This window comes from Ferdinandcohnia sp. QZ13, assembly GCF_031324165.1.
GTDB lineage: Bacteria > Bacillota > Bacilli > Bacillales > Bacillaceae_L > Ferdinandcohnia.
Genome location: NZ_JAVIVW010000015.1, coordinates 97,757 through 119,294, shown reverse-complemented (window position 1 = coordinate 119,294; position 21,538 = coordinate 97,757). Strand labels below are relative to the sequence as shown.

General features: G+C 37.6%; 23 protein-coding genes and 1 other RNA gene. 18 read left to right on the top strand and 6 right to left on the bottom strand.

Features of this window, described 5'->3' with window-relative positions:
• Nucleotides 1-17 precede the first annotated feature (17 nt).
• Nucleotides 18-413 carry a YppG family protein gene (locus tag RGU12_RS14245; RefSeq protein ID WP_309536683.1) on the top strand — a complete coding sequence of 132 codons (396 nt, stop codon included), beginning with the start codon at nt 18-20 and terminating at the stop codon, nt 411-413.
• A 51-nt stretch (nt 414-464) separates the two neighbouring features.
• Here the strand turns inward: RGU12_RS14245 and RGU12_RS14240 are convergent, their stop codons facing one another.
• The 5 genes from RGU12_RS14240 to RGU12_RS14220 all read right to left on the bottom strand — a co-directional run bounded on the left by RGU12_RS14240 (nt 465) and on the right by RGU12_RS14220 (nt 2,819).
• On the bottom strand, nt 465-608 hold the full coding sequence (locus tag RGU12_RS14240) for a hypothetical protein (protein WP_189655223.1): 144 nt from the start codon (nt 606-608) through the stop codon (nt 465-467).
• A 14-nt stretch (nt 609-622) separates the two neighbouring features.
• Nucleotides 623-871, bottom strand: coding sequence for a sporulation protein (locus tag RGU12_RS14235; protein ID WP_116352326.1), 249 nt, complete (start codon nt 869-871; stop codon nt 623-625).
• Nucleotides 872-892: 21 nt separating this feature from the next.
• Nucleotides 893-1,090 (bottom strand): hypothetical protein, encoded by a 198-nt coding sequence (locus tag RGU12_RS14230; protein ID WP_189655222.1) that lies wholly within the window; start codon nt 1,088-1,090, stop codon nt 893-895.
• 66 nt (nt 1,091-1,156) lie between these two features.
• Nucleotides 1,157-1,636 carry an Hsp20/alpha crystallin family protein gene (locus tag RGU12_RS14225; protein ID WP_309536682.1) on the bottom strand — a complete coding sequence of 160 codons (480 nt, stop codon included), beginning with the start codon at nt 1,634-1,636 and terminating at the stop codon, nt 1,157-1,159.
• Between the two features lie 487 nt (nt 1,637-2,123).
• Entirely contained in the window at nt 2,124-2,819 is a 696-nt protein-coding gene (locus RGU12_RS14220; RefSeq protein ID WP_309536681.1) for a Crp/Fnr family transcriptional regulator, read from the bottom strand.
• A 255-nt stretch (nt 2,820-3,074) separates the two neighbouring features.
• On the opposite strand from RGU12_RS14220, the gene RGU12_RS14215 reads away from it, so the two are divergent.
• The 7 genes from RGU12_RS14215 to RGU12_RS14185 all read left to right on the top strand — a co-directional run bounded on the left by RGU12_RS14215 (nt 3,075) and on the right by RGU12_RS14185 (nt 9,507).
• Nucleotides 3,075-4,760, top strand: a complete 1,686-nt coding sequence (locus RGU12_RS14215; protein ID WP_309536680.1) for a peptide ABC transporter substrate-binding protein — start codon at nt 3,075-3,077, stop codon at nt 4,758-4,760.
• A gap of 130 nt (nt 4,761-4,890) precedes the next feature.
• Nucleotides 4,891-5,820 (top strand): ABC transporter permease, encoded by a 930-nt coding sequence (locus RGU12_RS14210; protein WP_309536679.1) that lies wholly within the window; start codon nt 4,891-4,893, stop codon nt 5,818-5,820.
• Entirely contained in the window at nt 5,817-6,746 is a 930-nt protein-coding gene (locus RGU12_RS14205) for an ABC transporter permease (RefSeq protein WP_309536678.1), read from the top strand. The genes RGU12_RS14210 and RGU12_RS14205 overlap by 4 nt, the downstream gene beginning before the upstream one ends.
• A gap of 24 nt (nt 6,747-6,770) precedes the next feature.
• Nucleotides 6,771-7,769, top strand: a complete 999-nt coding sequence (locus RGU12_RS14200; RefSeq protein ID WP_309536677.1) for an ABC transporter ATP-binding protein — start codon at nt 6,771-6,773, stop codon at nt 7,767-7,769.
• Between the two features lie 15 nt (nt 7,770-7,784).
• On the top strand, nt 7,785-8,744 hold the full coding sequence (locus tag RGU12_RS14195) for an ABC transporter ATP-binding protein (protein WP_309536676.1): 960 nt from the start codon (nt 7,785-7,787) through the stop codon (nt 8,742-8,744).
• Between the two features lie 213 nt (nt 8,745-8,957).
• Entirely contained in the window at nt 8,958-9,164 is a 207-nt protein-coding gene (locus tag RGU12_RS14190) for a cold-shock protein (protein WP_116352318.1), read from the top strand.
• A gap of 142 nt (nt 9,165-9,306) precedes the next feature.
• A complete protein-coding gene (locus tag RGU12_RS14185) occupies nt 9,307-9,507 on the top strand; it encodes a cold-shock protein (RefSeq protein WP_116352317.1) in 201 nt (66 codons plus the stop codon).
• Nucleotides 9,508-9,619: 112 nt separating this feature from the next.
• Here RGU12_RS14185 and RGU12_RS14180 read toward each other — a convergent pair whose 3' ends face one another.
• Nucleotides 9,620-11,125, bottom strand: a complete 1,506-nt coding sequence (locus RGU12_RS14180) for an MDR family MFS transporter (RefSeq protein WP_309536675.1) — start codon at nt 11,123-11,125, stop codon at nt 9,620-9,622.
• A gap of 102 nt (nt 11,126-11,227) precedes the next feature.
• Here RGU12_RS14180 and RGU12_RS14175 point away from each other — a divergent pair, with 102 nt between their 5' ends.
• The 10 genes from RGU12_RS14175 (at nt 11,228) to RGU12_RS14130 (ending at nt 21,441) form a co-directional block, all read left to right on the top strand.
• On the top strand, nt 11,228-12,154 hold the full coding sequence (locus RGU12_RS14175) for a TetR/AcrR family transcriptional regulator (RefSeq protein ID WP_309536674.1): 927 nt from the start codon (nt 11,228-11,230) through the stop codon (nt 12,152-12,154).
• Between the two features lie 25 nt (nt 12,155-12,179).
• Nucleotides 12,180-13,640: a protein adenylyltransferase SelO gene (locus RGU12_RS14170; protein WP_309536673.1), complete on the top strand. Its 1,461-nt coding sequence runs from the start codon at nt 12,180-12,182 to the stop codon at nt 13,638-13,640.
• A gap of 135 nt (nt 13,641-13,775) precedes the next feature.
• A complete protein-coding gene (locus RGU12_RS14165) occupies nt 13,776-16,061 on the top strand; it encodes a DEAD/DEAH box helicase (protein ID WP_309536672.1) in 2,286 nt (761 codons plus the stop codon).
• Between the two features lie 15 nt (nt 16,062-16,076).
• A complete protein-coding gene (locus RGU12_RS14160; protein ID WP_309536671.1) occupies nt 16,077-17,339 on the top strand; it encodes a ribonuclease H-like domain-containing protein in 1,263 nt (420 codons plus the stop codon).
• Nucleotides 17,340-17,986: 647 nt separating this feature from the next.
• Nucleotides 17,987-18,223 carry a CotD family spore coat protein gene (locus RGU12_RS14155; RefSeq protein WP_309536670.1) on the top strand — a complete coding sequence of 79 codons (237 nt, stop codon included), beginning with the start codon at nt 17,987-17,989 and terminating at the stop codon, nt 18,221-18,223.
• Between the two features lie 125 nt (nt 18,224-18,348).
• Nucleotides 18,349-18,906: an SLOG family protein gene (locus RGU12_RS14150; RefSeq protein ID WP_309538258.1), complete on the top strand. Its 558-nt coding sequence runs from the start codon at nt 18,349-18,351 to the stop codon at nt 18,904-18,906.
• A gap of 94 nt (nt 18,907-19,000) precedes the next feature.
• On the top strand, nt 19,001-19,300 hold the full coding sequence (gene gpsB / locus RGU12_RS14145) for a cell division regulator GpsB (RefSeq protein WP_116352311.1): 300 nt from the start codon (nt 19,001-19,003) through the stop codon (nt 19,298-19,300).
• Nucleotides 19,301-19,456: 156 nt separating this feature from the next.
• Nucleotides 19,457-19,851, top strand: an RNA gene (gene rnpB / locus RGU12_RS14140) — RNase P RNA component class B.
• Between the two features lie 170 nt (nt 19,852-20,021).
• Nucleotides 20,022-21,164, top strand: a complete 1,143-nt coding sequence (locus RGU12_RS14135; protein WP_309536669.1) for a THUMP domain-containing class I SAM-dependent RNA methyltransferase — start codon at nt 20,022-20,024, stop codon at nt 21,162-21,164.
• Between the two features lie 91 nt (nt 21,165-21,255).
• A complete protein-coding gene (locus RGU12_RS14130) occupies nt 21,256-21,441 on the top strand; it encodes a hypothetical protein (protein ID WP_309536668.1) in 186 nt (61 codons plus the stop codon).
• Nucleotides 21,442-21,538 lie beyond the last annotated feature (97 nt).

The window sequence follows — 21,538 nt, the reverse complement described above, 5'->3', positions numbered from 1 at the left end:
CAGGAGGTTTGTTCCATATGTATCAATCCTTTGGCAGGAACAAAGCTTTAAGACCTTATGGTTATTCGTGGCCATTTTATGACCAGGCGACCTATCAACAGTTTTATGGTGGAGGCAATCAATCCCAATGGAATCCTAATTATCCTCCTTCATACATGCATTATAATATCAACAGTTATCCTGGATTTTCTTCATCTGGGTACCAAACGCCCCAAACGCCATATCCAACACCGTATCCAATTGGGATGGAACAGGCGCAGAAAAAAGGGGGAGGTGGCATCCTCACTCAATTTAAGAAAGATGATGGCACCTATGATATCAACAAAATGATGGACACAGCAGGTCAAATGGTCGGAACGATAAACCAAGTTAATTCAATTGTAAAAGGGTTAACGAAAACATTTAAGGTTTAGAAGAAAAAAAGAAAGCTGTCAAAAGGATTTCAGCTTTCTTTTTTACATAGATTATCGCTTTTTCTTTTGTTCATTATATTGTTTTGCTAAAAGCTGTAATGCTTCATTATATGATAACCCAGAATTCGCATTGAGACGTTTTACTTCCTCGACGTCTGTATTAGAATATTGCTTGGTACTAAATCCTTTTACCATCTGCCCCACCTTTTCTAAAGCAATTCATATACTTCATTCAGTTGATTAACACGTGTAAAATCTTTTTCATCCATGGCATAGTTGATTTCATCCGGAAGGATCTTGTTCAAAAATTCGATTTCTTCCTCATCTAAATCTCTAACCAATGCTTCCTCTGAGCGGTATTGGTTATTTATCAATTTTGTTAATATAGCACGACTTATTTTATTTTCATCACCATAATTTGAAATCGATTCTATTAAATAGCCTAACGTTTTGTCCATAATTTAATCACCATTTCATCTTTAGGATTCTTCGAAAAAAGAGGAAAATTCCTCATCATCAGATTCAGATTCTTTATAATAAGGGTTTTCATCGGTTGCGTTTTTTGGATCTAAATTCGTTTTAATAACAAGTATGGGCTCATCACTAGCTTCTGCAATAAACCTGTCATTCAGTTCTTTAAAATCAGGTAAATTTTGATTGCCTATCTTCTTCTCCACAATTACACCTCCTAGCCATATGATGCTAATCTTCTATCGAAAGTATGTAAAAAAGAGCATGTTATTTTACATGCTCTCATCAATCACTATTTTACGTCTTCTTTGTTTTGGGATGCGAATTTTGAGGACACCATTTACGTAAGAAGCGTTTAAATTATCTGTATGAATCGGATATGGCAATGCGACAGTTCGACTTGCTTTATTAAATGAATGTTTTTTTACATAATATTGCTTTTTTTCATTGGTTTCTTCTAATTCTTCAACATGATTTACAGTGATTGTCACATATCTTTCTGAATACTCGATATCGATTTGTTCTTTTTTAATTCCAGGTATCTCTGCCGAAATAATAAGTTCTTTATCTGTTTCATACATTTCCACGGGTATGGATGCAAAGGGAAACGGCCTTTCAAAGAAATCATCAAGGGTACCTAACAGACGTTTAATGGGTTGTTGGTTAAAGAATTCATTCATTGATTTCATGAGTGGACCGAATGACTCATTATCATTTTTTCGGATTGGTTTATCTGACTTTTCGTCTTTCACACTTTTCTCCTCCCTAGACGGATTATCTACTCACACTATATTCATTTCCTTTTAAAATGTTTTTGTTTTGGGCATGAAAAAAGAACTGAGCGTAAATTGGGCTCAGTTCTTTTTTTTAGGCTCTTTTCAAAAAGATTATTGTTATTAACTTATTGTTGGAACTAGGGTGATTTCCGCTTCGGGCATTCGCATTCCGCAGCGATCCGCAAGTCTCCTTAGGCCTACACGATGTAGGTTACAAAGCCGTTGATGCAGGACGTGGCTCCTAGGCTTTAAACATGAATTGCTCACTGTGGGGTCTCACTTGGCTCGCTATTCCCGCACGACGTTGAGTCTGCTTCCTTGAAACTACACCGCACAAAGAAAATGCCTGCATTTTCGAGGATCTTGTGTCATACGCACCAATCACTAGAGGGAGGACTTATGTGTCTATTAATACTTATTAATGGCTATATCAAAAACAACAAAGTTAACGAAAACATCCTTTTTATAAGAATAATTCATCTTCTAAGGTTTCCGGATCAACAATAATATTCCCTTTTTCATCAATTTCGACAATATCTTTTTTCTTTAATTTTGTGAATGTTCTGCTGACTGTTTCACGGGTGGTTCCAATCATATTCGCCAAATCTTTATTCGTGTATTGTGTGGTCATCATGATTCTGCCATCTGAGAGTACTTTTCCATCTGTATTACAAAGGCGCATAATTAATTTAATAATTTGTTCATAAGTATTATTTAAAATTTGAGCCTCCAACCGATTTTGAAGATCTACGATTTTCTCGCCCATTACGCGGAAAAGCTTAATGCTGACCTGTGGATGCTGTAAAAGAACATTCTCAAAATGAGAGATGGAAATAACCACTGCTTGCGTATCCTCTAAAACAAGAGCATAAGCGGGATAATTCCCTTTTCGAAAGAAACCTACATGAGGGAACATGTCGCCATCCTTTTGGACTGTTACAATTTGTTCCTTCCCATTTATATCATTTTTGTATATTTTTACTTTTCCTTTATAGATAAAATAAACATTTTCTAAAGGATCATCCTGCATAAATACATGAGACCCTTTTTTATATTGGCGGTATTGGGCTATGTTCACGATCTCATTTAATTCATTGCTTGTTAATTCTTTGAAAAGTGGCACCGTACGTAAAACCTCAGTTATTTCAATCCGATTCATATGTATTCACTCCATATTTTCACTAGTACTTTAAGTGTACCAAACTACTAGATTACAGGTAAAGTATTACCAGATTTCAGGCGAGAGAATTTACCAGACTAAAAGGTCGTTGTATTAAAGTATGAAAGGAAAACTAGTACTTATCACTTAAATAAAAAAGAAATTTCCTTCAAATGTAATATTTTCTCGTTTTTATTTATAGATTTAATGTAGAAATCAAAATGGTTTCAAAAAATAGTATAGGGGGTCAATTGCTTGAAAAGAAAGCTTTCAGTTGGATTGGTCTTATTGCTTTCTATCTTTTTAGCTTTGTCTGGTTGTTTTAGTGGAGAAACGACAACGAATAAACCAGAAAAGCCATCAACTCCTAGTGAGGAAGGAAAAGAGAATGATCAGGAAGCATCTGGACCAAAGATTCTTCGCCTTAATAATAATGAAGAGCCTGGTTCTTTACATCCTGGTACTGCACAAGGAACACATGATTCTTGGATTCTTGAGCATGCATTTGAGGGTTTAACAAAAAAGACGCCTGAAGGAGAAATCGTAGCTGGAATGGCTGAATCCTGGGAGCCAAGTGAGGATGGACTCACATGGACTTTCAAGCTTCGTGGTGATGCAAAATGGTCGAATGGTGACCCTGTTACCGCACATGATTTTGAATATGCTTGGAAATACGCACTAAACCCAGAAACTGCATCTACATATGCATACCAACTCTACTATTTAGAGGGTGGGGAGGCATATAACTCTGCAGAAGATGGTGCGGATTTAGCTGCACTTGAAGCAGCAGTTGGTGTAAAAGCAGTAGATGATACAACATTAGAAGTTAAACTTGCGCAACCAACTCCTTATTTCCTAGATTTAACATCATTCTATACGTATTATCCAATTAATAAGTCTGTTCAGGAAGCAAATCCAGAATGGTACCAGGAAGCAGATACTTACGTATCAAATGGTGCTTTTAAATTGACTGAGTGGAAGCATAAAGAAAGCATGAAGCTCGCAAAGAACGAAAACTATTATGATAAAGACAAAATCAATTTAGATGAAGTTCATTTTGTCATTATTGATGATGAGAATACAGCATGGCAAATGTACCAATCGGATGAATTGGACTTAGTATATCCGTTACCGCAGGATGTCATTGGTCAATTAAAGGATCAGAAAAACCCTGAGTTCGAAATTGGAACGGACCTTGCTGTTTATTACTACAATTTAAACACAGAGAAGAAGCCATTTACTAATGTAAAGATTCGAAAGGCATTATCAATGGCAATTGATCGTGAAACGATTGTGGAACATGTGGCTCAAGGTGGTCAAAAAGCTGCATATTCAATAGTACCTCCAGGAATTCCTGATGTATCAGGTGATTACCAAGAAAATACAGGAGAACTATTTGAAGCAAATATTGAAGAAGCGAAAAAGCTGATGGAAGAGGGACTTGCTGAAGAAGGCCTTGATAAGTTTCCTGCTGTAACGTTAACCTACAACACGTCAGACGGACATAAGATGATAGCAGAGGCTGTTCAAGAAATGTGGCGAAAAAATCTTGGAGTGGAAATTACATTGGAAAACGTTGAGTTCCAAGTCAAACTTGATCGGGAAAAAGCTGGAGATTATGAAATTTCCAGAGCGGGTTGGGTTGGTGACTATGTAGACCCGATGACATTCATGGATCTATGGGTAACAGATGGACCATATAACGATGCAAACTGGGGCAATTCTGAATACGATAAGCTAGTGAACTTAGCGAAAACAACAATGAATCAAGAAGAACGAATGAAAGCCATGCATGATGCAGAAAAAATCTTAATGGATGAAATGCCGGTTATCCCAGTTTATTTCTATACAAAACCATTTACTGTAAAACCACATGTAACTGGCATCTTCACACCAATTAATAGTTATCCACAGTTCATTTATGCAGATATAAAAAACTAGGTATCTAGGAAATCGAGGTATGCTGGAATCCAGCATACCCGATTTTTACTTGCAAATGATGTGCTGACGACTACGTTGCCATAGGACATGGCCATTAGTAGTAGACGATCCATTAAAAAAGGGGGATAACATGCTTAAATATATTGGAAAACGGATAGTCCTTGCAGTTGTTACCCTTTGGGTGATTATCACACTAACATTCATCTTAATGCACAGTATTCCTGGGAACCCATTTGCCCAAGAAGGAACAATGCCAGCGGCTGTCTATAATAATCTTCAAAGCTATTATAATTTGGACAAACCTTTACTCGTACAATATGGTCTATATTTACTTTCTATTTTACAGTTTGATTTTGGACCTTCTTACAAATCTTCCACACTTACAGTGAATGACTTGATCGTGAATGGTTTCCCTGTTTCCTTGCATTTAGGTACACAAGCCTTATTGATTGCAATTCCACTAGGATTGCTATTTGGAATCATTGCAGCACTTTATCGTAATAGATGGCCTGATTATTCCTCGATGATTCTAGCAATTATAGGGATTTCTGTACCAAACTTTATTCTGGCTACGTTTCTTATCAATTACTTAGCAGTTGAATTACGTTGGTTTCCAGTTGCAACTTGGAAATCTTGGTCACATACTGTGCTGCCGACTCTTTCACTTGCGATGATGCCAATGGCGTTTATCGCGAGGTTAATGAGATCAAGCATGCTAGAGGTGATGAGTCAGGACTTTATTTTAACTGCAAAAGCCAAGGGACTTAAAAAAGGTGCAATTATTTTGAAACATGCGATTCGAAATGCAATTTTGCCGGTTGTTACAATTGTTGGGATACTAATAGCCAATATAGTAACTGGGAGCTTTATTATTGAAAAAATCTTTGGTATCCCAGGAATGGGAGAAATGTTTGTAACGAGTATTTTTAATCGAGATTATCCAGTCATTCTCGGTTCGACGATTTTTTATTCTGCTATCCTCATTCTTTTTATTCTCATTGTTGATATCGCCTATACGTGGATTGATCCAAGAATTAAAGTAACGGGGGAGAGCAAATGAAAAATCGACCAAATCTTACAGAAGATATGTTTGCACCTGTTGAACAGAAATATGCGGAAGCAGAAAAAATTGCTAGACCTAGCATTTCCTATTGGAGAGATGTGTGGAATCGCCTCAAGGAAAACAAATTAGCCATGCTTGGTCTCATCATCATTCTCATTATTGGAATCTTGGCGATTATCGGACCTTATTTAAACGGATACACGTATTATGAACAGGATTTTACAAAGAAGAATCTCCGTCCGAATGCGGAGCATTGGTTTGGGACAGATGCATCTGGAAGAGATTTGTTTACACGTGCATGGTATGGTGCGAGGATTTCGTTATTTATTGGGCTAATGGCAGCTCTCATTGATTTTGTAGCGGGGATTATTTACGGAGGCATTTCCGGTATTCGTGGAGGTAGAACCGATAATATTATGATGAGAATTGCGGAAGTCCTCTATGCCATCCCATACTTATTAATGGTTATTTTAGTGATGATTGTCCTTGAAAGAGGAATTTGGGCCATTATTATTGCGATGTCAATAACAGGTTGGATTCCGATGGCAAGGCTAGTACGAGGGCAAGTACTCCAGCTGAAGGAATACGAATATGTTCAAGCAGCAAATGCAATGGGAGCAAAAACCTCGTGGATTTTACGCAGACATATGATACCAAATACGATGGGGCCGATTTTAGTCAATGTGACATTAACTGTTCCAACTGCGATTTTTGCAGAAGCGACACTTAGCTTTTTAGGTCTTGGAATCCCAGCTCCACAGGCAAGCTGGGGAACGATGGCAAATGATGCATTAGGTAGTATATTAATCGGGAATTTCTATCAATTATTTTTCCCAGCGTTTCTCATCTCGCTGACAATGTTTGCTTTTAATGTGTTCGGAGATGGATTAAGAGATGCACTCGATCCGAAATTACGGAAATAGATTGACGAAAGGGATGAGTAGTAGATGGAAAATATATTAGATATTAATGATTTGCATGTTTCATTTGACACAAGTGCTGGGAAGGTAAAGGCGGTTAGAGGTGTTTCGTTTTCAGTGGAAAAAGGGGAAGCAATCGCCATTGTGGGGGAATCAGGCTGTGGAAAAAGTGTGACGGCCAAATCAATCATGCGACTTCTTCCATCCCCACAAGCAAAAATTGAAAAAGGCTCGATCATGTTAAATGGGGAAAATATTGTCCAAAAATCAGAAAAAGCGATGGAAAAAATAAGAGGAAATGAGGTAGGAATGATATTTCAGGATCCGATGACATCGTTAAACCCTACCACAAAGATTGGGATTCAAATCGCGGAAGGCATTATTCGGCATAGGAAGATATCAAAAAAGGAAGTGCTTGAGTATGCGATAAAAATGCTTGAATTGGTTGGAATTCCACAACCTGAGAAGCGCATTCATCAATATCCTCATGAATTTTCTGGTGGGATGAGACAGCGAGTTATGATTGCAATAGCTCTTGCTTGTAGGCCGAAACTTTTAATAGCGGATGAACCTACTACTGCACTTGACGTTACCATCCAGGCGCAAATTTTGCAGCTAATGAAGGAACTGCAGGAGAAAACAGATACTTCCATTATTTTAATTACGCATGACCTTGGTGTGGTAGCAGAAATGTGTAGTAAGGTTGTTGTCATGTACGCAGGTGAAATCGTGGAAACAGGTAGTGTTGAAGATATTTTCTCAAAACCGACTCATCCCTATACGAAGGGATTGTTAAAATCAGTACCACGTCTAGATATGGATAAGCATGAAAAACTCTCAACCATCACTGGTACTCCTCCGGATTTACTTGACCCACCAAAGGGCTGCTCATTTTATCCAAGATGTGAGATGGCAATGAAAGTTTGTGCAGAACATAAACCGGAATTTGAGGGAGTTAGCCCGACGCAGTACAGCGCTTGTTGGCTAAATCATCCGATGGCTAAAAACCGGATGCATTTCGTCTAAGGAGGAGGTTTGAAAGTGGCCGTAAAAACACAAAAGTTGATCGAAGTGAAAAATGTAAAGAAATACTTTCCGATTCAAAAGAAACCGCTAAAGGCGGTAGATGATTTAAATTTAATCATAAATAAAGGGGAAACAGTTGGATTGGTAGGTGAAAGTGGCTGCGGAAAATCAACTGCTGGAAAAACCATTATACGCTTAATGGAGCCTACAGCAGGTGAGGTCCTTTTTGAAGGGAAAAATATTTATGAGTTTAATCAAAGGCAAATGAAGGAATTACGCAAGAATATGCAAATTATATTCCAAGATCCATATGCTTCATTAAATCCAAGGATGAAAATTGAGGATATTGTTGGGGAGCCACTTGATATTCATCATCTCGCTAAAGGTAAAAAAAGAAAAGAACGGGTGCATGAACTTTTAAAGTTAGTCGGACTTCGTCCAGAACATGCCAATCGATTCCCGCATGAATTTAGTGGAGGCCAAAGGCAGCGAATAGGAATTGCAAGGGCATTGGCGGTTCATCCAAAATTTATTGTTTGTGATGAACCAATTTCGGCTTTAGATGTATCCATTCAGGCTCAAATCGTTAATCTATTAAAGAGCTTACAGGAAAAAATGGATTTAACCTATTTATTTATTGCCCATGATTTATCAATGGTTAAATATATATCAGACCGAATCCTTGTGATGTACTTAGGAAACATGGTCGAACTTTCTGATAGCGGATCCCTATATGATGAACCACTCCACCCGTACACACAAGCTTTACTATCCGCGGTTCCAATCCCAGATCCATCCGTAAAACGGGAGCGAATTGTACTAGAAGGAGAGGTTCCTACTCCATTATCTCCACCATCAGGTTGTGTGTTTCGAACAAGATGTAAGTATGCAATGGAACGCTGTGCAATTGAAGTTCCAAAATGGCAGGAAGTCAAGCCGGCTCACTTCACAGCGTGCCATATATATGATAAATAATACGTCGGTTTTACAAATATAGGCAGAAAGTGGTATAATATTTACCTAAAGAGATAAATTATATAGTAATACTTATTATAAGGAGTTTCTCAGGGAAACCTAGCGCTTCAAAATGCGCTCATAGAACTACTTTTTATAATAAGTTTTTTTATTATTTAGCTATTATGTTTTTTGTAACGTTTCGTGCCAACCAAAACAAAGGAGATGATTTGAATGGCTTTTGGAAGAAGACCAGTCGAAGAAATTGTTACTGAGGAAACGAAGGTGTGGGAATGCACATCTGAGGAATGTAATGGATGGGTACGAGATAATTTTAAAAGTACTACTGAACCAAACTGCCCATTGTGTGGTTCTGAAATGGAAACAAATACAAGATTATTACAGGTTGTAAATAACCATAATAAAAGCTTTTTAGCATAAGATTATTACTTGTTTTCCTCCATTAAATTTTTTTAAAAAATAGAAACAACTTTTTTGTTATAAAAAGTTTTTTCTATGGACATAATAATTCATGCATTACCTTGCAACAATATTTTTGTTGCATTACATAGGAGGAAACATAATGGCACAAGGAAAAGTAAAATGGTTTAACAGTGAAAAAGGCTTTGGATTTATCGAAGTTGAAGGTGGAGACGATGTATTCGTACACTTTTCAGCAATCCAAGGTGAAGGGTTCAAAACGTTAGAAGAAGGTCAAGAAGTTACTTTTGATATCGAAGAAGGTAGCAGAGGACCACAAGCTGCTAATGTTCAAAAAGCGTAATGAACCAAATATAAACCGATTAAAACAGATTCTATTTTAGAATCTGTTTTTTTGTGATAGTAAGAAGTGACATGAAAAAAACCCCCTGAGCAAAAAGTCAGGGGGTTTTTATTTAATTTGTAGTGGCCTTTACTGGAGCTGCTTTTTCAAGAGTTGGCATACCCTTTCCACTTACATCTACTCGTTTAATAAACAATGCTAAAACTAAAGCAACAATATTAATACCTAATGCCACAAGGAAGGAATAATTGATTCCCGCAAGTAATGCTTGTTGACCAATAAGTGCTTGTGTTGTTTCAGTAATTGTAGTTGGATCCATATTTGCTACTAAACTTTCTCCTTCAGATTTAGCAACACTATTCATAATTGTCACTAATACTGCAGTTCCAATAGAGCCAGAAACTTGTTGAGCAGTATTGTTGATCGCAGTCCCATGTGGATATAGGTGTGCTGGTAGCTGATTTAATCCGTTTGTCATAATCGGCATCATGACCATTGACATTCCAAACATACGAAGAGTGTATGCTGTAATGATGTAGGAGTATGAAGAATCAATCTGTAACTGTGTTAATAAATAGGTGGATACTGCTGTAATGATAAGGCCACAAATTGATAGAATCCGTGGACCAAATTTATCAAATAACTTACCAGTGATAGGTGACATAATTCCCATAACAATGGCGCCAGGGAGCATCATTAACCCAGATTCGAATGGCGATATTCCACGAACACTTTGTACATATGCAGGGGTTAGAATCATTCCAGAGAACATCGCTACCGCGTTCACCATGGCAATCACAGAAGCTAGTGTAAACATTGGGTATTTATAGGCTCTTAAATCGAGAATTGGTTTATCTAATCTTAATTGACGTAAAATAAATAAAATTAACGAAATCCCACCTATAAATAATGATGTCAAAACAAGTGAATCCGTCCATCCATCATTGCTTACAGAACTGAATCCGTATAATAATCCACCAAAACCAAGTGTTGATAGGATAACGGAAAGGTGGTCGATAGTTGCATTTTTATTAATTTCCATCACGTTTTTAGATTTCCAAATTGCAAGTACCAAACTGATTATAGCAAGAGGTAAGATCATTTCAAATAATACGCGCCAATCATAATGTTCGACAATATACCCTGACAAAGTTGGACCGATTGCGGGTGCCGTAATCATAACCAAACCGAAAACACCCATTGCAGTACCACGTTTTTCAAGTGGGAAACTTACCAGCATGATATTCATCAATAGTGGACCCATGACGGAAGAGCCTGCTGCTTGAACCATACGTCCAGCAATTAATACTCCAAAGTTTGGAGCGAAAGCAGCCATAGCAGTCCCAATTGTAAAAATGAGCATGGATGTAATAAATAAGCTTCGGTTCGAAAACCTTGTAATTAAATAAGCAGATGCTGGAATTAACACACCGCTAACAAGCATATACCCTGTTGCAAGCCATTGTACGGTTGAGTAATTTTCAATATGCAAATCAACCATAATAGATGGTAAAGCAACATTTAATAATGAGTTATTTAAAAATGAAACAAATGCCCCAACAAAAAGTAAAGCTAACATCAAATAAGGAGGCTTTTTTTCTTGTAATGTTGAATCCATAAATTTATCCCCTCGGTTTCATACGTTGAATTGTTACTTGAATGATTTTATACCACAAGTTCAATTTGTGCAATATTTTTATACTTAAGGTATAATATTCTTGTGAAAGAAAATAAAATGGTTTCATGGAATATAAAGGAAATTGATGGAGGACATATGAATAACCGTAGGCGACGAGTAGCAGATGTAGCTCTGAAATTATTTGTTGAAAATGGATTTCAACAAACATCAATACAAGATATTATTGAACATGCAAATATTTCAAAAGGTACCTTTTATAATTATTTTTCGAATAAAAATGATTGTATTGCAGAAATATTAGAAGGATTGCGTTATGATGCCAGCCAAATTCGAATGGAGATGCAGGTTGGAAAGGATGAAACAGACCGCGCAGTATTAATAGATCAGATTTCGATATTAACACAATTAAATAAGGAACGGAATCTTAATACTATTTTTGAATCGATATTAAACTCAAACGAAGTTGAGCTTAAAAAAATGGTGATGCATCATCGTATTCATGAATTGGAATGGTTAGCGGGAAGATTTGTAGAAGTCTATGGCGAAGAAGTTCGGGAATATGGGTTTGAACTTTCTATTCTTTTTTACGGAATGATGCATTATATCATCTTTACAATCAAAATTACGAATAGTGAACAATCGATTCATCGCATTGTCGAAGTTGTGTTGACGTATTTAGAAGCAATTATTCCAGTAATGAAGGAAAAGGGAAGTTCCTTGCTTGATCCCACATCACTCCATTTTTTACAAGCGAGAATTGATCGAAAAGTGCTTTCACTTGAAGAGCTTTTAGATTTAGCAAAGAATTTAGAGAAGGAAGCCACATTCACAACAGACCAGCAAGATCTTTATGATACGATTGTGTCAGAATTGCAGCGAGACCGTATTCGCAAGAGTGTGTTGCAGCCCTTAACAAAACCATTTCAGCAATCTTTTGTACAAACAGAAATGGAAACTCAAGTAAATACATTTACCAATTTTCTTTGGTATTTTATAAGAATGCATTAATACTATGAAGTGAAAAGGGGTGTTTATGATTACGAAAAGAGAATTAGGTTGGAACTTTGATAACAGTTATGTACAGTTGCCAACAGAATTATTTGCAAAGACCACTCCAACACCTGTTCGTGATCCAGAGATCGTTATCTTAAATAAACAATTGGCTGAATCACTCGGTTTGGATGTACAGGGGTTACTGGAAGATGGGGTCGAAATCTTCGCTGGAAACCAAACTCCTAATGGTTCTATACCAATTGCCCAGGCCTATGCTGGTCACCAATTTGGACATTTTACGATGCTAGGAGACGGTCGTGCTGTGTTGCTAGGTGAACAGATTACACCGGATGGTGCTCGCTATGATATACAGCTGAAGGGGGCAGGTCGTACACCATATTCACGAGGTGGAGATGGTCGTGCAGCAATTGGACCGATGTTACGTGAGTATATCATTAGTGAAGCTATGCATGGTTTAAGAATTCCGACCACTAGAAGCTTAGCAGTTGTCACGACAGGTGAGCCGATTTATCGGGAAACAGTTTTACCGGGTGCAATCCTAACTCGTGTTGCTTCAAGCCATATTCGGGTAGGCACATTTCAATTTATTTCAGGACTTGGAAAAAAGGATGAACTACGGAAATTGACGGATTATACGATTGAACGTCATTACCCTGAGATTAAGGGGGAGGAACACCGTTATCTTGCATTTTTGCGTGAAGTGATTAAACGTCAAGCAGCCTTAATTGCGAAATGGCAGCTTGTCGGTTTTGTACACGGTGTTATGAATACAGATAATATGGCAATAAGCGGAGAAACCATAGATTATGGACCGTGTGCATTTATCGATACATATGATCCAAAAAAGGTGTTTAGTTCTATTGACACTGGAGGGCGTTATGCCTATGGAAACCAACCATATATCGGTGGTTGGAATCTTGCTCGCTTTGCTGAAAGCTTATTACCTTTACTTCATGAAAATGAGGAAGAAGCACTTCAATTAGCACAGGAAAAAATAACGAAATACAACGGAATGTATCGGGAAAATTGGCTGAACGGAATGAGAGAAAAGCTTGGCTTATTCAATCAAGAGGAAGAGGATAAGGAACTTATTGAAGAAATCCTAGAGTTGATGGAAAAAAGTCAAGCAGATTATACAAATATGTTTATCGCTTTAACCTTCGATAAGCTAGATAGCCTTTCAATTTGTAGCACGGATAGTTTTAAAAATTGGCATCAAAAATGGAAAGAAAGACAAAAACGACAAAAGGAAACAGAAAAAGATATAAAGATTCTTATGATGACATCTAATCCTGCTGTCATACCGAGAAACCATCGCGTTGAAGAAGCACTTGAGAGGGCTGCAGATGGAGACTACAGTGTCATGGAAAAGCTTTTAGAAGTACTAAAAGATCCTTTTGCACACTCTGAGGAGCAGGCGGAATACGCAAAACTACCGGAACCATCAAATACTCCATATCGAACTTTTTGTGGAACGTAATAAAATTTTGAGCATGCCCTGTAAGGGTGTGCTTTTTTGTAGACTAAAAATACCAACTGCATATTTAGGTGAAATCACTTCAAAAACGAACGTTTATTCTGTACAATATAGGTAGAAAATCTGAGGTGATTTTTAATGAAGTTTCGGAAAAATATCCATGAATTAATGGATTTTATAAAAGAAAACCCACAATACGCAAATAACATCGTCCACTGGCATACGATTGAGGCTACTCCCGCCAAAACAATGGACATACCGGAATCTATTGATTATAGATTAAGAGAAGCATTGGATAAAAGGGGGATCCATCAGTTATATACCCATCAGCATTCTGCCTATGAAACAACACAAAGTGGGCAGAATTTCGTTGCCGTAACCCCGACAGCGTCGGGAAAAACACTCTGTTACAATTTGCCTGTCTTACAAACAATCGTTGAAAATGATCAAGCACGTGCACTCTATTTGTTTCCTACAAAAGCATTAGCTCAGGATCAAAAAAGTGAACTGAATGAAATCATTGAGGAAATGGGAGTTGCGATTAACAGCTATACATATGATGGAGACACACCTGCAAACATCCGTCAAAAGGTAAGAAAAGCTGGCCATATTGTCATTACGAACCCAGATATGTTGCATTCGGCTATTCTACCTCATCATACAAAATGGGTATCATTGTTTGAAAATCTAAAATATGTTGTGATTGATGAGCTTCATACATATCGAGGTGTATTCGGAAGTCATGTTGCCAATGTCATAAGACGATTGAAGCGAATATGCGAGTTTTATGGAAGTAGCCCGATTTTTATGTGTACATCAGCGACAATTGCGAACCCCAAGGAACTTGCTGAAAATTTGACCGGAACCAAAATGGAATTAATCGAAAACAACGGTGCACCAACAGGTAGAAAGCATTTTGTTTTTTACAATCCACCAATTGTGAATAAACCGCTTAATATTCGTAGAAGTGCAACACTTGAGGTTAGAAAACTAGCTAGTGAATTTTTAAAGAATAAAATCCAGACGATTATCTTTGCACGAAGCAGGGTGAGAGTGGAAATTATTTTAACCTATTTGCAGGAACTCGTGAAACATAAGCTCGGACCAAAAGCAATCCGAGGTTATCGTGGAGGGTATTTGCCGAAACAACGTCGTGAGATTGAACATGGTCTTCGTAATGGTGATATTTACGGGGTTGTTAGTACAAATGCACTTGAACTAGGTGTTGACATTGGACAACTTCAGGTTTGTATTATGACCGGGTACCCTGGAACGATTGCAAGTAGCTGGCAGCAGGCAGGTCGAGCAGGTCGACGCCAAGGAGAAGCAGTCATCTTCATGGTTGCAAGTTCTAATCCACTTGATCAATATATGATTCAAAACCCAGAGTACTTTTTTAGTAGAAATCCTGAAACAGCTCGAATTAACCCAAATAATCTCGTCATTTTAATTGATCATATTAAGTGTGCAGCTTATGAATTGCCATTTAAAGCGGGGGATACATTTGGTGACCTTAATCTAGAAGATATTTTAGAATTTTTAACAGAGGAGAGGGTCCTTCATCAAAATGGGGATAAATGGTACTGGATGAATGATTCCTTCCCTGCCCACAATATTAGCCTACGCTCAGCTTCACAAGAGAATGTGGTGATTATTGATCAAACGGATGTTGCGGCAGTGAAAGTGATTGGGGAAATGGATCGGTTTAGTGCAATGACATTACTTCATGATGAAGCGATTTACTTGCACCAAGGTGTACAATACCAAGTTGAAAAGTTAGATTGGGAAGAAAAGAAAGCCTTCGTGAGAGAGGTAGATGTTGATTATTTTACAGATGCAAATTTAGCTGTAAATCTTCGGGTTTTAGAGGTAGATAAGGAACGCTCAAATGAATCAATCGAAATTGGCTATGGAGATGTATCTGTTCAAGCGATGGCAACTATATTTAAAAAGATAAAATTTGAAACCCATGAGAACATCGGGTCAGGACCGATTCATCTACCTGAAGAGGAACTTCATACATCCTCTACATGGATAAGTTTAAAAAAATCACAGTTGGAGGGATTGAGTGACGAGCGAATTGAGGAAGGCTTAATAGGTGTTTCGAATGTGTTAAGGCATGTTGCTCCGCTTATGACAATGTGCGACCCATCCGATTTACATGTTGTTCCACAGGTGAAAGCCGTACACAATGAGCAGCCAACAATCTTTTTATACGACCGTTATCCAGGTGGAATTGGCTTAAGTGAAAAAGTCTATGATTCAATGGAAAATCTTCTAAATGAAGCTGAAGAATTAATTCGAAAATGTTCTTGTGAATCAGGATGTCCTTCATGCATTGGGACAGACGTGGTCCAGAATAAAGCAAAAACGGACGCACTAACCTTAATTTCAAAGCTGAAACAGGGAAAGTATGCAATTTAGTAGAGGAGTTTCATTATGTCGATTAAAGGGAAATTAAACCGACTGAAAAAACATATTGTAAAAGAAGATAAAGGTAAATCGGAAATTGTCGAATCTTCAGTTTCTGTAGAAGAAATTCCTTTTCTTGATAAATGGAATGAATTCGGAGCAGAACCCTTTTATTTTGATGGAACATACTGCATGGTACGAAAAGTAGAATTTCCTCTTAATTATCAACATGGTTTATATTCGTTCTCTAAATTAAACGATGTGATCGACATGTGGAATTCATCTTTAATAAAGCACCCATTGTCCTCAAAGGGGCATCAGCTCTCCGACTTGTTTTTCTTTGACACGGAAACAACTGGTTTAGGTGGGGGGACAGGCAATACAATCTTCTTATTAGGACATGCAAGGGTTCAGAATGATAAAGTTATTCTCACTCAACATTTTTTACCCAATCCTGGAGCTGAGGTTGCCCTATACCAAAGTTTTCTGTCAAGTGTTGACTATACAACTCTAGTCACATATAACGGAAAATCATTTGATTGGCCACAGGTGAAAACAAGGCATACATTAATTAGGGATGCACTGCCTAACTTACCTGATTTTGGACATTTTGATTTGTATCATGCAGCTAGAAGGCTTTGGAAAAATAAACTTGATTCTGTCAGATTAGCTAATGTTGAGAAGGAAATTCTTGAGATCAAACGTGAAGGTGATGTCCCGGGATATTTAGCACCGATTCTTTATTTTGATTTTGTGGAAAATCAGGTACCAGATGGAATCTTTGGCATCATGCGGCACAATGAAATTGATATTTTATCGTTATTGACTCTTTATATTCATTTATCAGGTGCTGTGATTTTGAACGAAAAAAACAAGTATATCTCTGATAAATACGAAGTTGCAAGGTGGCTTGAGGCATTAGGGGAGACCAGTAAGGCACAGGAATTGTATCAGCAAGTAGTTGATGTAGATTCGGAAAAGGAAACGAAGGCAAAGCTTGCCCTGGCTTTTCTTTCCAAAAAGGAAAAAAAGCTTGTGGAAGCAATGCGTCTATTTATGGAAGTATATGAAATTGGGGAGGATCAGGATGCGATTGCAGCAAGTATAGAGCTTGCGAAATATTATGAGCATCATGAGAAAGATTTTGAAACTGCATGGGACTTTGCTAATAGTGGATATTGGAGATGGAAAGAATCAAGAATTTCAGGTAATAAGACAAAAAATGCGAAAATAGAGGCTGAGTTTGAGAAGCGAATCGCCAGAATAAGCGGGAAACTTCGGAAAAGTTAAAAAATATTACCCGGGTAAGCGCAAAATTAGCGGTTTTTCGCGTTTTTTATGTCGATTTCATGAAAACTTGAATGCTTCCTTCATTTGTCATTGTAGAACAATGTAATACCATGTAAAATAGTGTTTTGTGTAAAGGAAATATTATTTTAGATGGAGCGAGAATAGAATGTATAAGAAAATCTTATTTCTATACTTTTTTGTTTTAGTATTAATTGTCCTTATATTAACCGGAATTAAAGACGGCTCATATGCCATTTTTTAATAAAAATAGGTGTTTTAAAAGGAGGATGAAGAGGACCGCGTCAACAAAAACGCCACATCCTGTGGCATTGTCGAACTAGCACGTCCTGTTCGTCGAAATTTCAAGGCGGTACAGCTTTGAGTACCGGAGCGAGGCAATTGCTTGAGTTAACATCCTTGCAGCCTTGCGCTGAGGAATTGACATCCTAGAATAAACTGGTAGACGCAAGCGCAGAACCTAGTTATTCACCATGTTCTCGAAGCAATGTTCTTAGAAATTCGATGCGTTATATTCAAAGCATTTTTTAAACATCCACCAAAAAATAGGTGTTTTGATTAGTACATGACTCTACTTTCTTTCATAGGCTATTACTGTAAGAACAGATGAAGGAAAGGAGATAGATAAAATGTATTGTCCAACAAATGTAATGCAACCTATTGTACACCCAACGAATTGCTGTGTTCAACACCACTGCTGTAAAACAATTGTTCCACACATTCATCCTTCACATACGCAACATATAAATCATCATATGTATCAACATATGCATTATTTCCCACACACAGAATCTGTTGCGACTGAAGTAACAAATCAACATTTCAATTGTGGAGCAATGCCACCTGGACCATTTATTGGCCGGTAAATCATTATCTTAATTTAAAAACGTAACAAATAAAACTTACAAAAGCACAACAGGAACTGTAATGGTTCCTGTTTTACATATGGAAATCTGAGGCTAATATCATTAGAAAAAGGAGTCTTGACATGATAAAGGTTGTTGCAATTACGGGCTATAAACCGTTTGAGCTTGGAATTTTTGGACAAGACCATCCTGGAGTCCACTATATCAAACTAGCCCTTAAAAATGCGCTTCTCCCCTTAATTGAGGATGGACTTGAATGGGTCATCATTAGTGGGCAACTAGGTGTCGAACTTTGGGCTGCCGAAATCACATTTGAGCTTCAAGAGGAATACCCAGAGCTTAAGCTTGCAGTCATTACTCCATTCCTGGAGCAAGACGAAAAATGGAACGAAACAAATAGAGAATACTACCAAATGATATTGTCGCAAGCTAATTACGTAAACAGCATTACAAACCGGAAATATGATAATCCATCACAATTTCGATTGAAAAATGCTTTCTTTCTAGACAAAAGTGATGCTTTCATAATACTATATGATGAGGAAAAGGATGGGAGTCCGCGTTATATTTATGCAGATGCGAAAAAAAAGTGCGAAAATGATGATTATCAGCTAATTACAATTAACGCATATGATCTCCAAGTCATCGTTGAAGAAGAACATTACGCCAATAATGGATATTGAAAAATTCTGCTTTTGTAATTTAAATTGACAATACGTGAAATTTTTGAAAAAATAGATTTAGGAATAATGGGGAAAGTGTATCGAGGTGAAACGAATGTTATCTGATAAAATAAAATTAACTACAACACAGATACTTGAAAAAGAATTTAAATCAGCCATGAAAGGCTATAAACAAGAAGAAGTTGATAAATTTTTAGATGTGATCATCAAGGACTATGAAACTTTTTATCAAGAAATTGAAGAACTTCAACAAGAAAACCTTCGATTAAAGCGTCAGCTAGAGGAGTCCTATAAGAAACAACCACAGGCGCAAACGGGTACAACTAATTTTGATATTCTAAAACGATTATCAAACCTTGAAAAACATGTATTTGGTAGTAAGCTGTATGATTGAGGCCCACATGATGTGGCGTTTTTAAACTATCTTGCTTAAATCCAGCTTTCACGGGTATTTAATCCCCACCAAAGTGTAAGTTGAAGAAATTACCAATGCGTTACCACTTGCAATTGTAATGTTTTTTTACTATAATATTTTTTGCACACATTAATAACGTTCGGGTAATCGCTGCAGGGAGACCTGCAGAGGAAAGTCCATGCTCGCACGGGCTGAGATGTCCGTAGTGTTCGTGCCTAGCGAAATGATAAGCTAGGGTAGCGAGGAGTTAATCTTTGCTAACGGCAGGAAAAAAACCTAAGTCCATCTGGATATGGTTTGACTACCTATAAAGTGCCACAGTGACGAAGTCTTGTAAGAAATTACAAGAGTGGAACGAGGTAAACCCCACGAGCGAGAAACCCAAATTATGGTAGGGGCACTTTCTCTCTTGGAAATGAACAAGGAGAAGGACAGACACTTTATCGTCTGTAGATAGATGATTACCACCGGAGTACGAGGTATTCGTTTTACCGATTGAAGTACGATGGAACAAAACATGGCTTACAGAACGTTATTAATTAAACGATACTTACATGATGAATAAAGAAGCAAAGCTCTTCATGATGAAGAGCTTTTTGTTTGCACACAAAACCATTTTAGTTGCAAATCTTGCATTACGAGTTGAGATTCTTTATTCTTTTACTATATAAATGATTGTACATAGTTAGGGTGAACGTGAATGGGTAAAGTAACACTTATTGCTACAGCAGCAATGGGGATTGAATCAATTGTTGCAAAAGAAGTACGAGATTTAGGCTATGAATGTACGGTTGAAAACGGGAAGGTTACGTTTGTTGCTGATGAACAAGCCATCTGCCGTAGTAATCTTTGGCTTAGAACAGCAGACCGTATCAAGCTAAAAGTTGGAGAATTTAAAGCAACAACCTTTGATGAATTATTCGAAAAAACAAAGGCCCTTAATTGGGGTGATTTAATCCCAGAAAATGCAGAGTTTCCGGTTATCGGGAAGTCAGTAAAGTCCAAGCTTTTTAGTGTTTCAGATTGTCAAAGCATTGTAAAAAAAGCAGTTGTTGACAGCCTGAAGAAGCATTACCGCAAAACATCAGGCTGGTTTGAGGAAACGGGTCCATTATTCCGAATAGAGGTAGCTTTACTTAAAGACGTCGTAACTCTCACAATCGACTGTTCAGGAGTCGGACTTCATAAACGAGGGTATCGGGTCGACCAAGGGGAGGCACCTTTAAAAGAAACACTAGCTGCAACTTTAGTCATGCTGACGAACTGGACACCGGAAAGACCTTTTATTGATCCGTTTTGTGGTTCTGGAACGATACCAATAGAAGCTGCTTTAATCGGACAAAATATTGCTCCTGGATTTAACCGTGATTTTGTGTCTGAGGATTGGGAGTGGATCGGTAAAAAGCGTTGGAATGAAGCACGCCAAGAGGTAGAGGATTTAGCCAAGTATGATCAGCCTCTTGATATTAGCGGCTTTGATCTTGACCACCGAATGATTCAAATAGCAAAGAATAATGCCGAGGAAGCAGGTCTTTCAGATTTGATCCAGTTTAAACAAATGCAGGTTCGGGATTTTACAACAACTAAAGAGTATGGTGTAATCGTTGGAAATCCTCCATATGGGGAAAGATTGGGTGAAAAAAAGGCTGTTGAAGAGATGTATCGTGGTATGGGGGAAGCCCTTCGTCCCTATGATACATGGTCAGTCTATATGCTAACCTCACATCCTGAATTTGAACAATTATATGGGAAGCCAGCTACGAAAAAGCGTAAGTTGTTTAACGGATTTATTCGAACCGACTACTATCAGTATTGGGGTAAGAGACCGCCAAGAGAACGTTAATATCATTACAATTTAGGATTTCATGAATAGTTCAACTCCAAAGGTCATATACTTTATTGGTGTCTACAAATTTTCCAGGAGTGAATGAGTAATGAACTACCTAGATTTTAAAAAAATTCAAGATGCGTTGAATGATACATATCGCACTCTTCAAAATGAGATAGGAGAAGAGCTGGATTCGCTTAAATCCATTGTTCAAGCAAAAAATGACCTACTCCATGCAATGTCTCATTCAACTTCCATTGATGTTGATTTTTTACGATATAAAAGTGAATGAACGAATATCACAAGAAAACTCGCTACGGCGGGTTTTCTTGTTTTCGTGTTGACTTAGCTCCTACACTAGTAGATAATTAAAAATTGGCGCATACCTT

Excerpts from the sequence above, each read along its gene's own strand:
- RGU12_RS14185 (WP_116352317.1), top strand. The coding sequence starts at position 9,307 with ATGGCACAAGGAAAAGTAAAATGGTTTAACAGTGAAAAAGGCTTTGGA.
- RGU12_RS14245 (WP_309536683.1), top strand. The coding sequence starts at position 18 with ATGTATCAATCCTTTGGCAGGAACAAAGCTTTAAGACCTTATGGTTAT.
- RGU12_RS14235 (WP_116352326.1), bottom strand. The coding sequence starts at position 871 with ATGGACAAAACGTTAGGCTATTTAATAGAATCGATTTCAAATTATGGT.
- RGU12_RS14135 (WP_309536669.1), top strand. The coding sequence starts at position 20,022 with ATGGGTAAAGTAACACTTATTGCTACAGCAGCAATGGGGATTGAATCA.
- gpsB (WP_116352311.1), top strand. The coding sequence starts at position 19,001 with ATGTTATCTGATAAAATAAAATTAACTACAACACAGATACTTGAAAAA.
- RGU12_RS14165 (WP_309536672.1), top strand. The coding sequence starts at position 13,776 with ATGAAGTTTCGGAAAAATATCCATGAATTAATGGATTTTATAAAAGAA.
- RGU12_RS14205 (WP_309536678.1), top strand. The coding sequence starts at position 5,817 with ATGAAAAATCGACCAAATCTTACAGAAGATATGTTTGCACCTGTTGAA.
- RGU12_RS14240 (WP_189655223.1), bottom strand. The coding sequence starts at position 608 with ATGGTAAAAGGATTTAGTACCAAGCAATATTCTAATACAGACGTCGAG.
- RGU12_RS14160 (WP_309536671.1), top strand. The coding sequence starts at position 16,077 with ATGTCGATTAAAGGGAAATTAAACCGACTGAAAAAACATATTGTAAAA.
- RGU12_RS14130 (WP_309536668.1), top strand. The coding sequence starts at position 21,256 with ATGAACTACCTAGATTTTAAAAAAATTCAAGATGCGTTGAATGATACA.
- RGU12_RS14210 (WP_309536679.1), top strand. The coding sequence starts at position 4,891 with ATGCTTAAATATATTGGAAAACGGATAGTCCTTGCAGTTGTTACCCTT.
- RGU12_RS14180 (WP_309536675.1), bottom strand. The coding sequence starts at position 11,125 with ATGGATTCAACATTACAAGAAAAAAAGCCTCCTTATTTGATGTTAGCT.
- RGU12_RS14190 (WP_116352318.1), top strand. The coding sequence starts at position 8,958 with ATGGCTTTTGGAAGAAGACCAGTCGAAGAAATTGTTACTGAGGAAACG.
- RGU12_RS14220 (WP_309536681.1), bottom strand. The coding sequence starts at position 2,819 with ATGAATCGGATTGAAATAACTGAGGTTTTACGTACGGTGCCACTTTTC.
- RGU12_RS14170 (WP_309536673.1), top strand. The coding sequence starts at position 12,180 with ATGATTACGAAAAGAGAATTAGGTTGGAACTTTGATAACAGTTATGTA.
- RGU12_RS14155 (WP_309536670.1), top strand. The coding sequence starts at position 17,987 with ATGTATTGTCCAACAAATGTAATGCAACCTATTGTACACCCAACGAAT.
- RGU12_RS14200 (WP_309536677.1), top strand. The coding sequence starts at position 6,771 with ATGGAAAATATATTAGATATTAATGATTTGCATGTTTCATTTGACACA.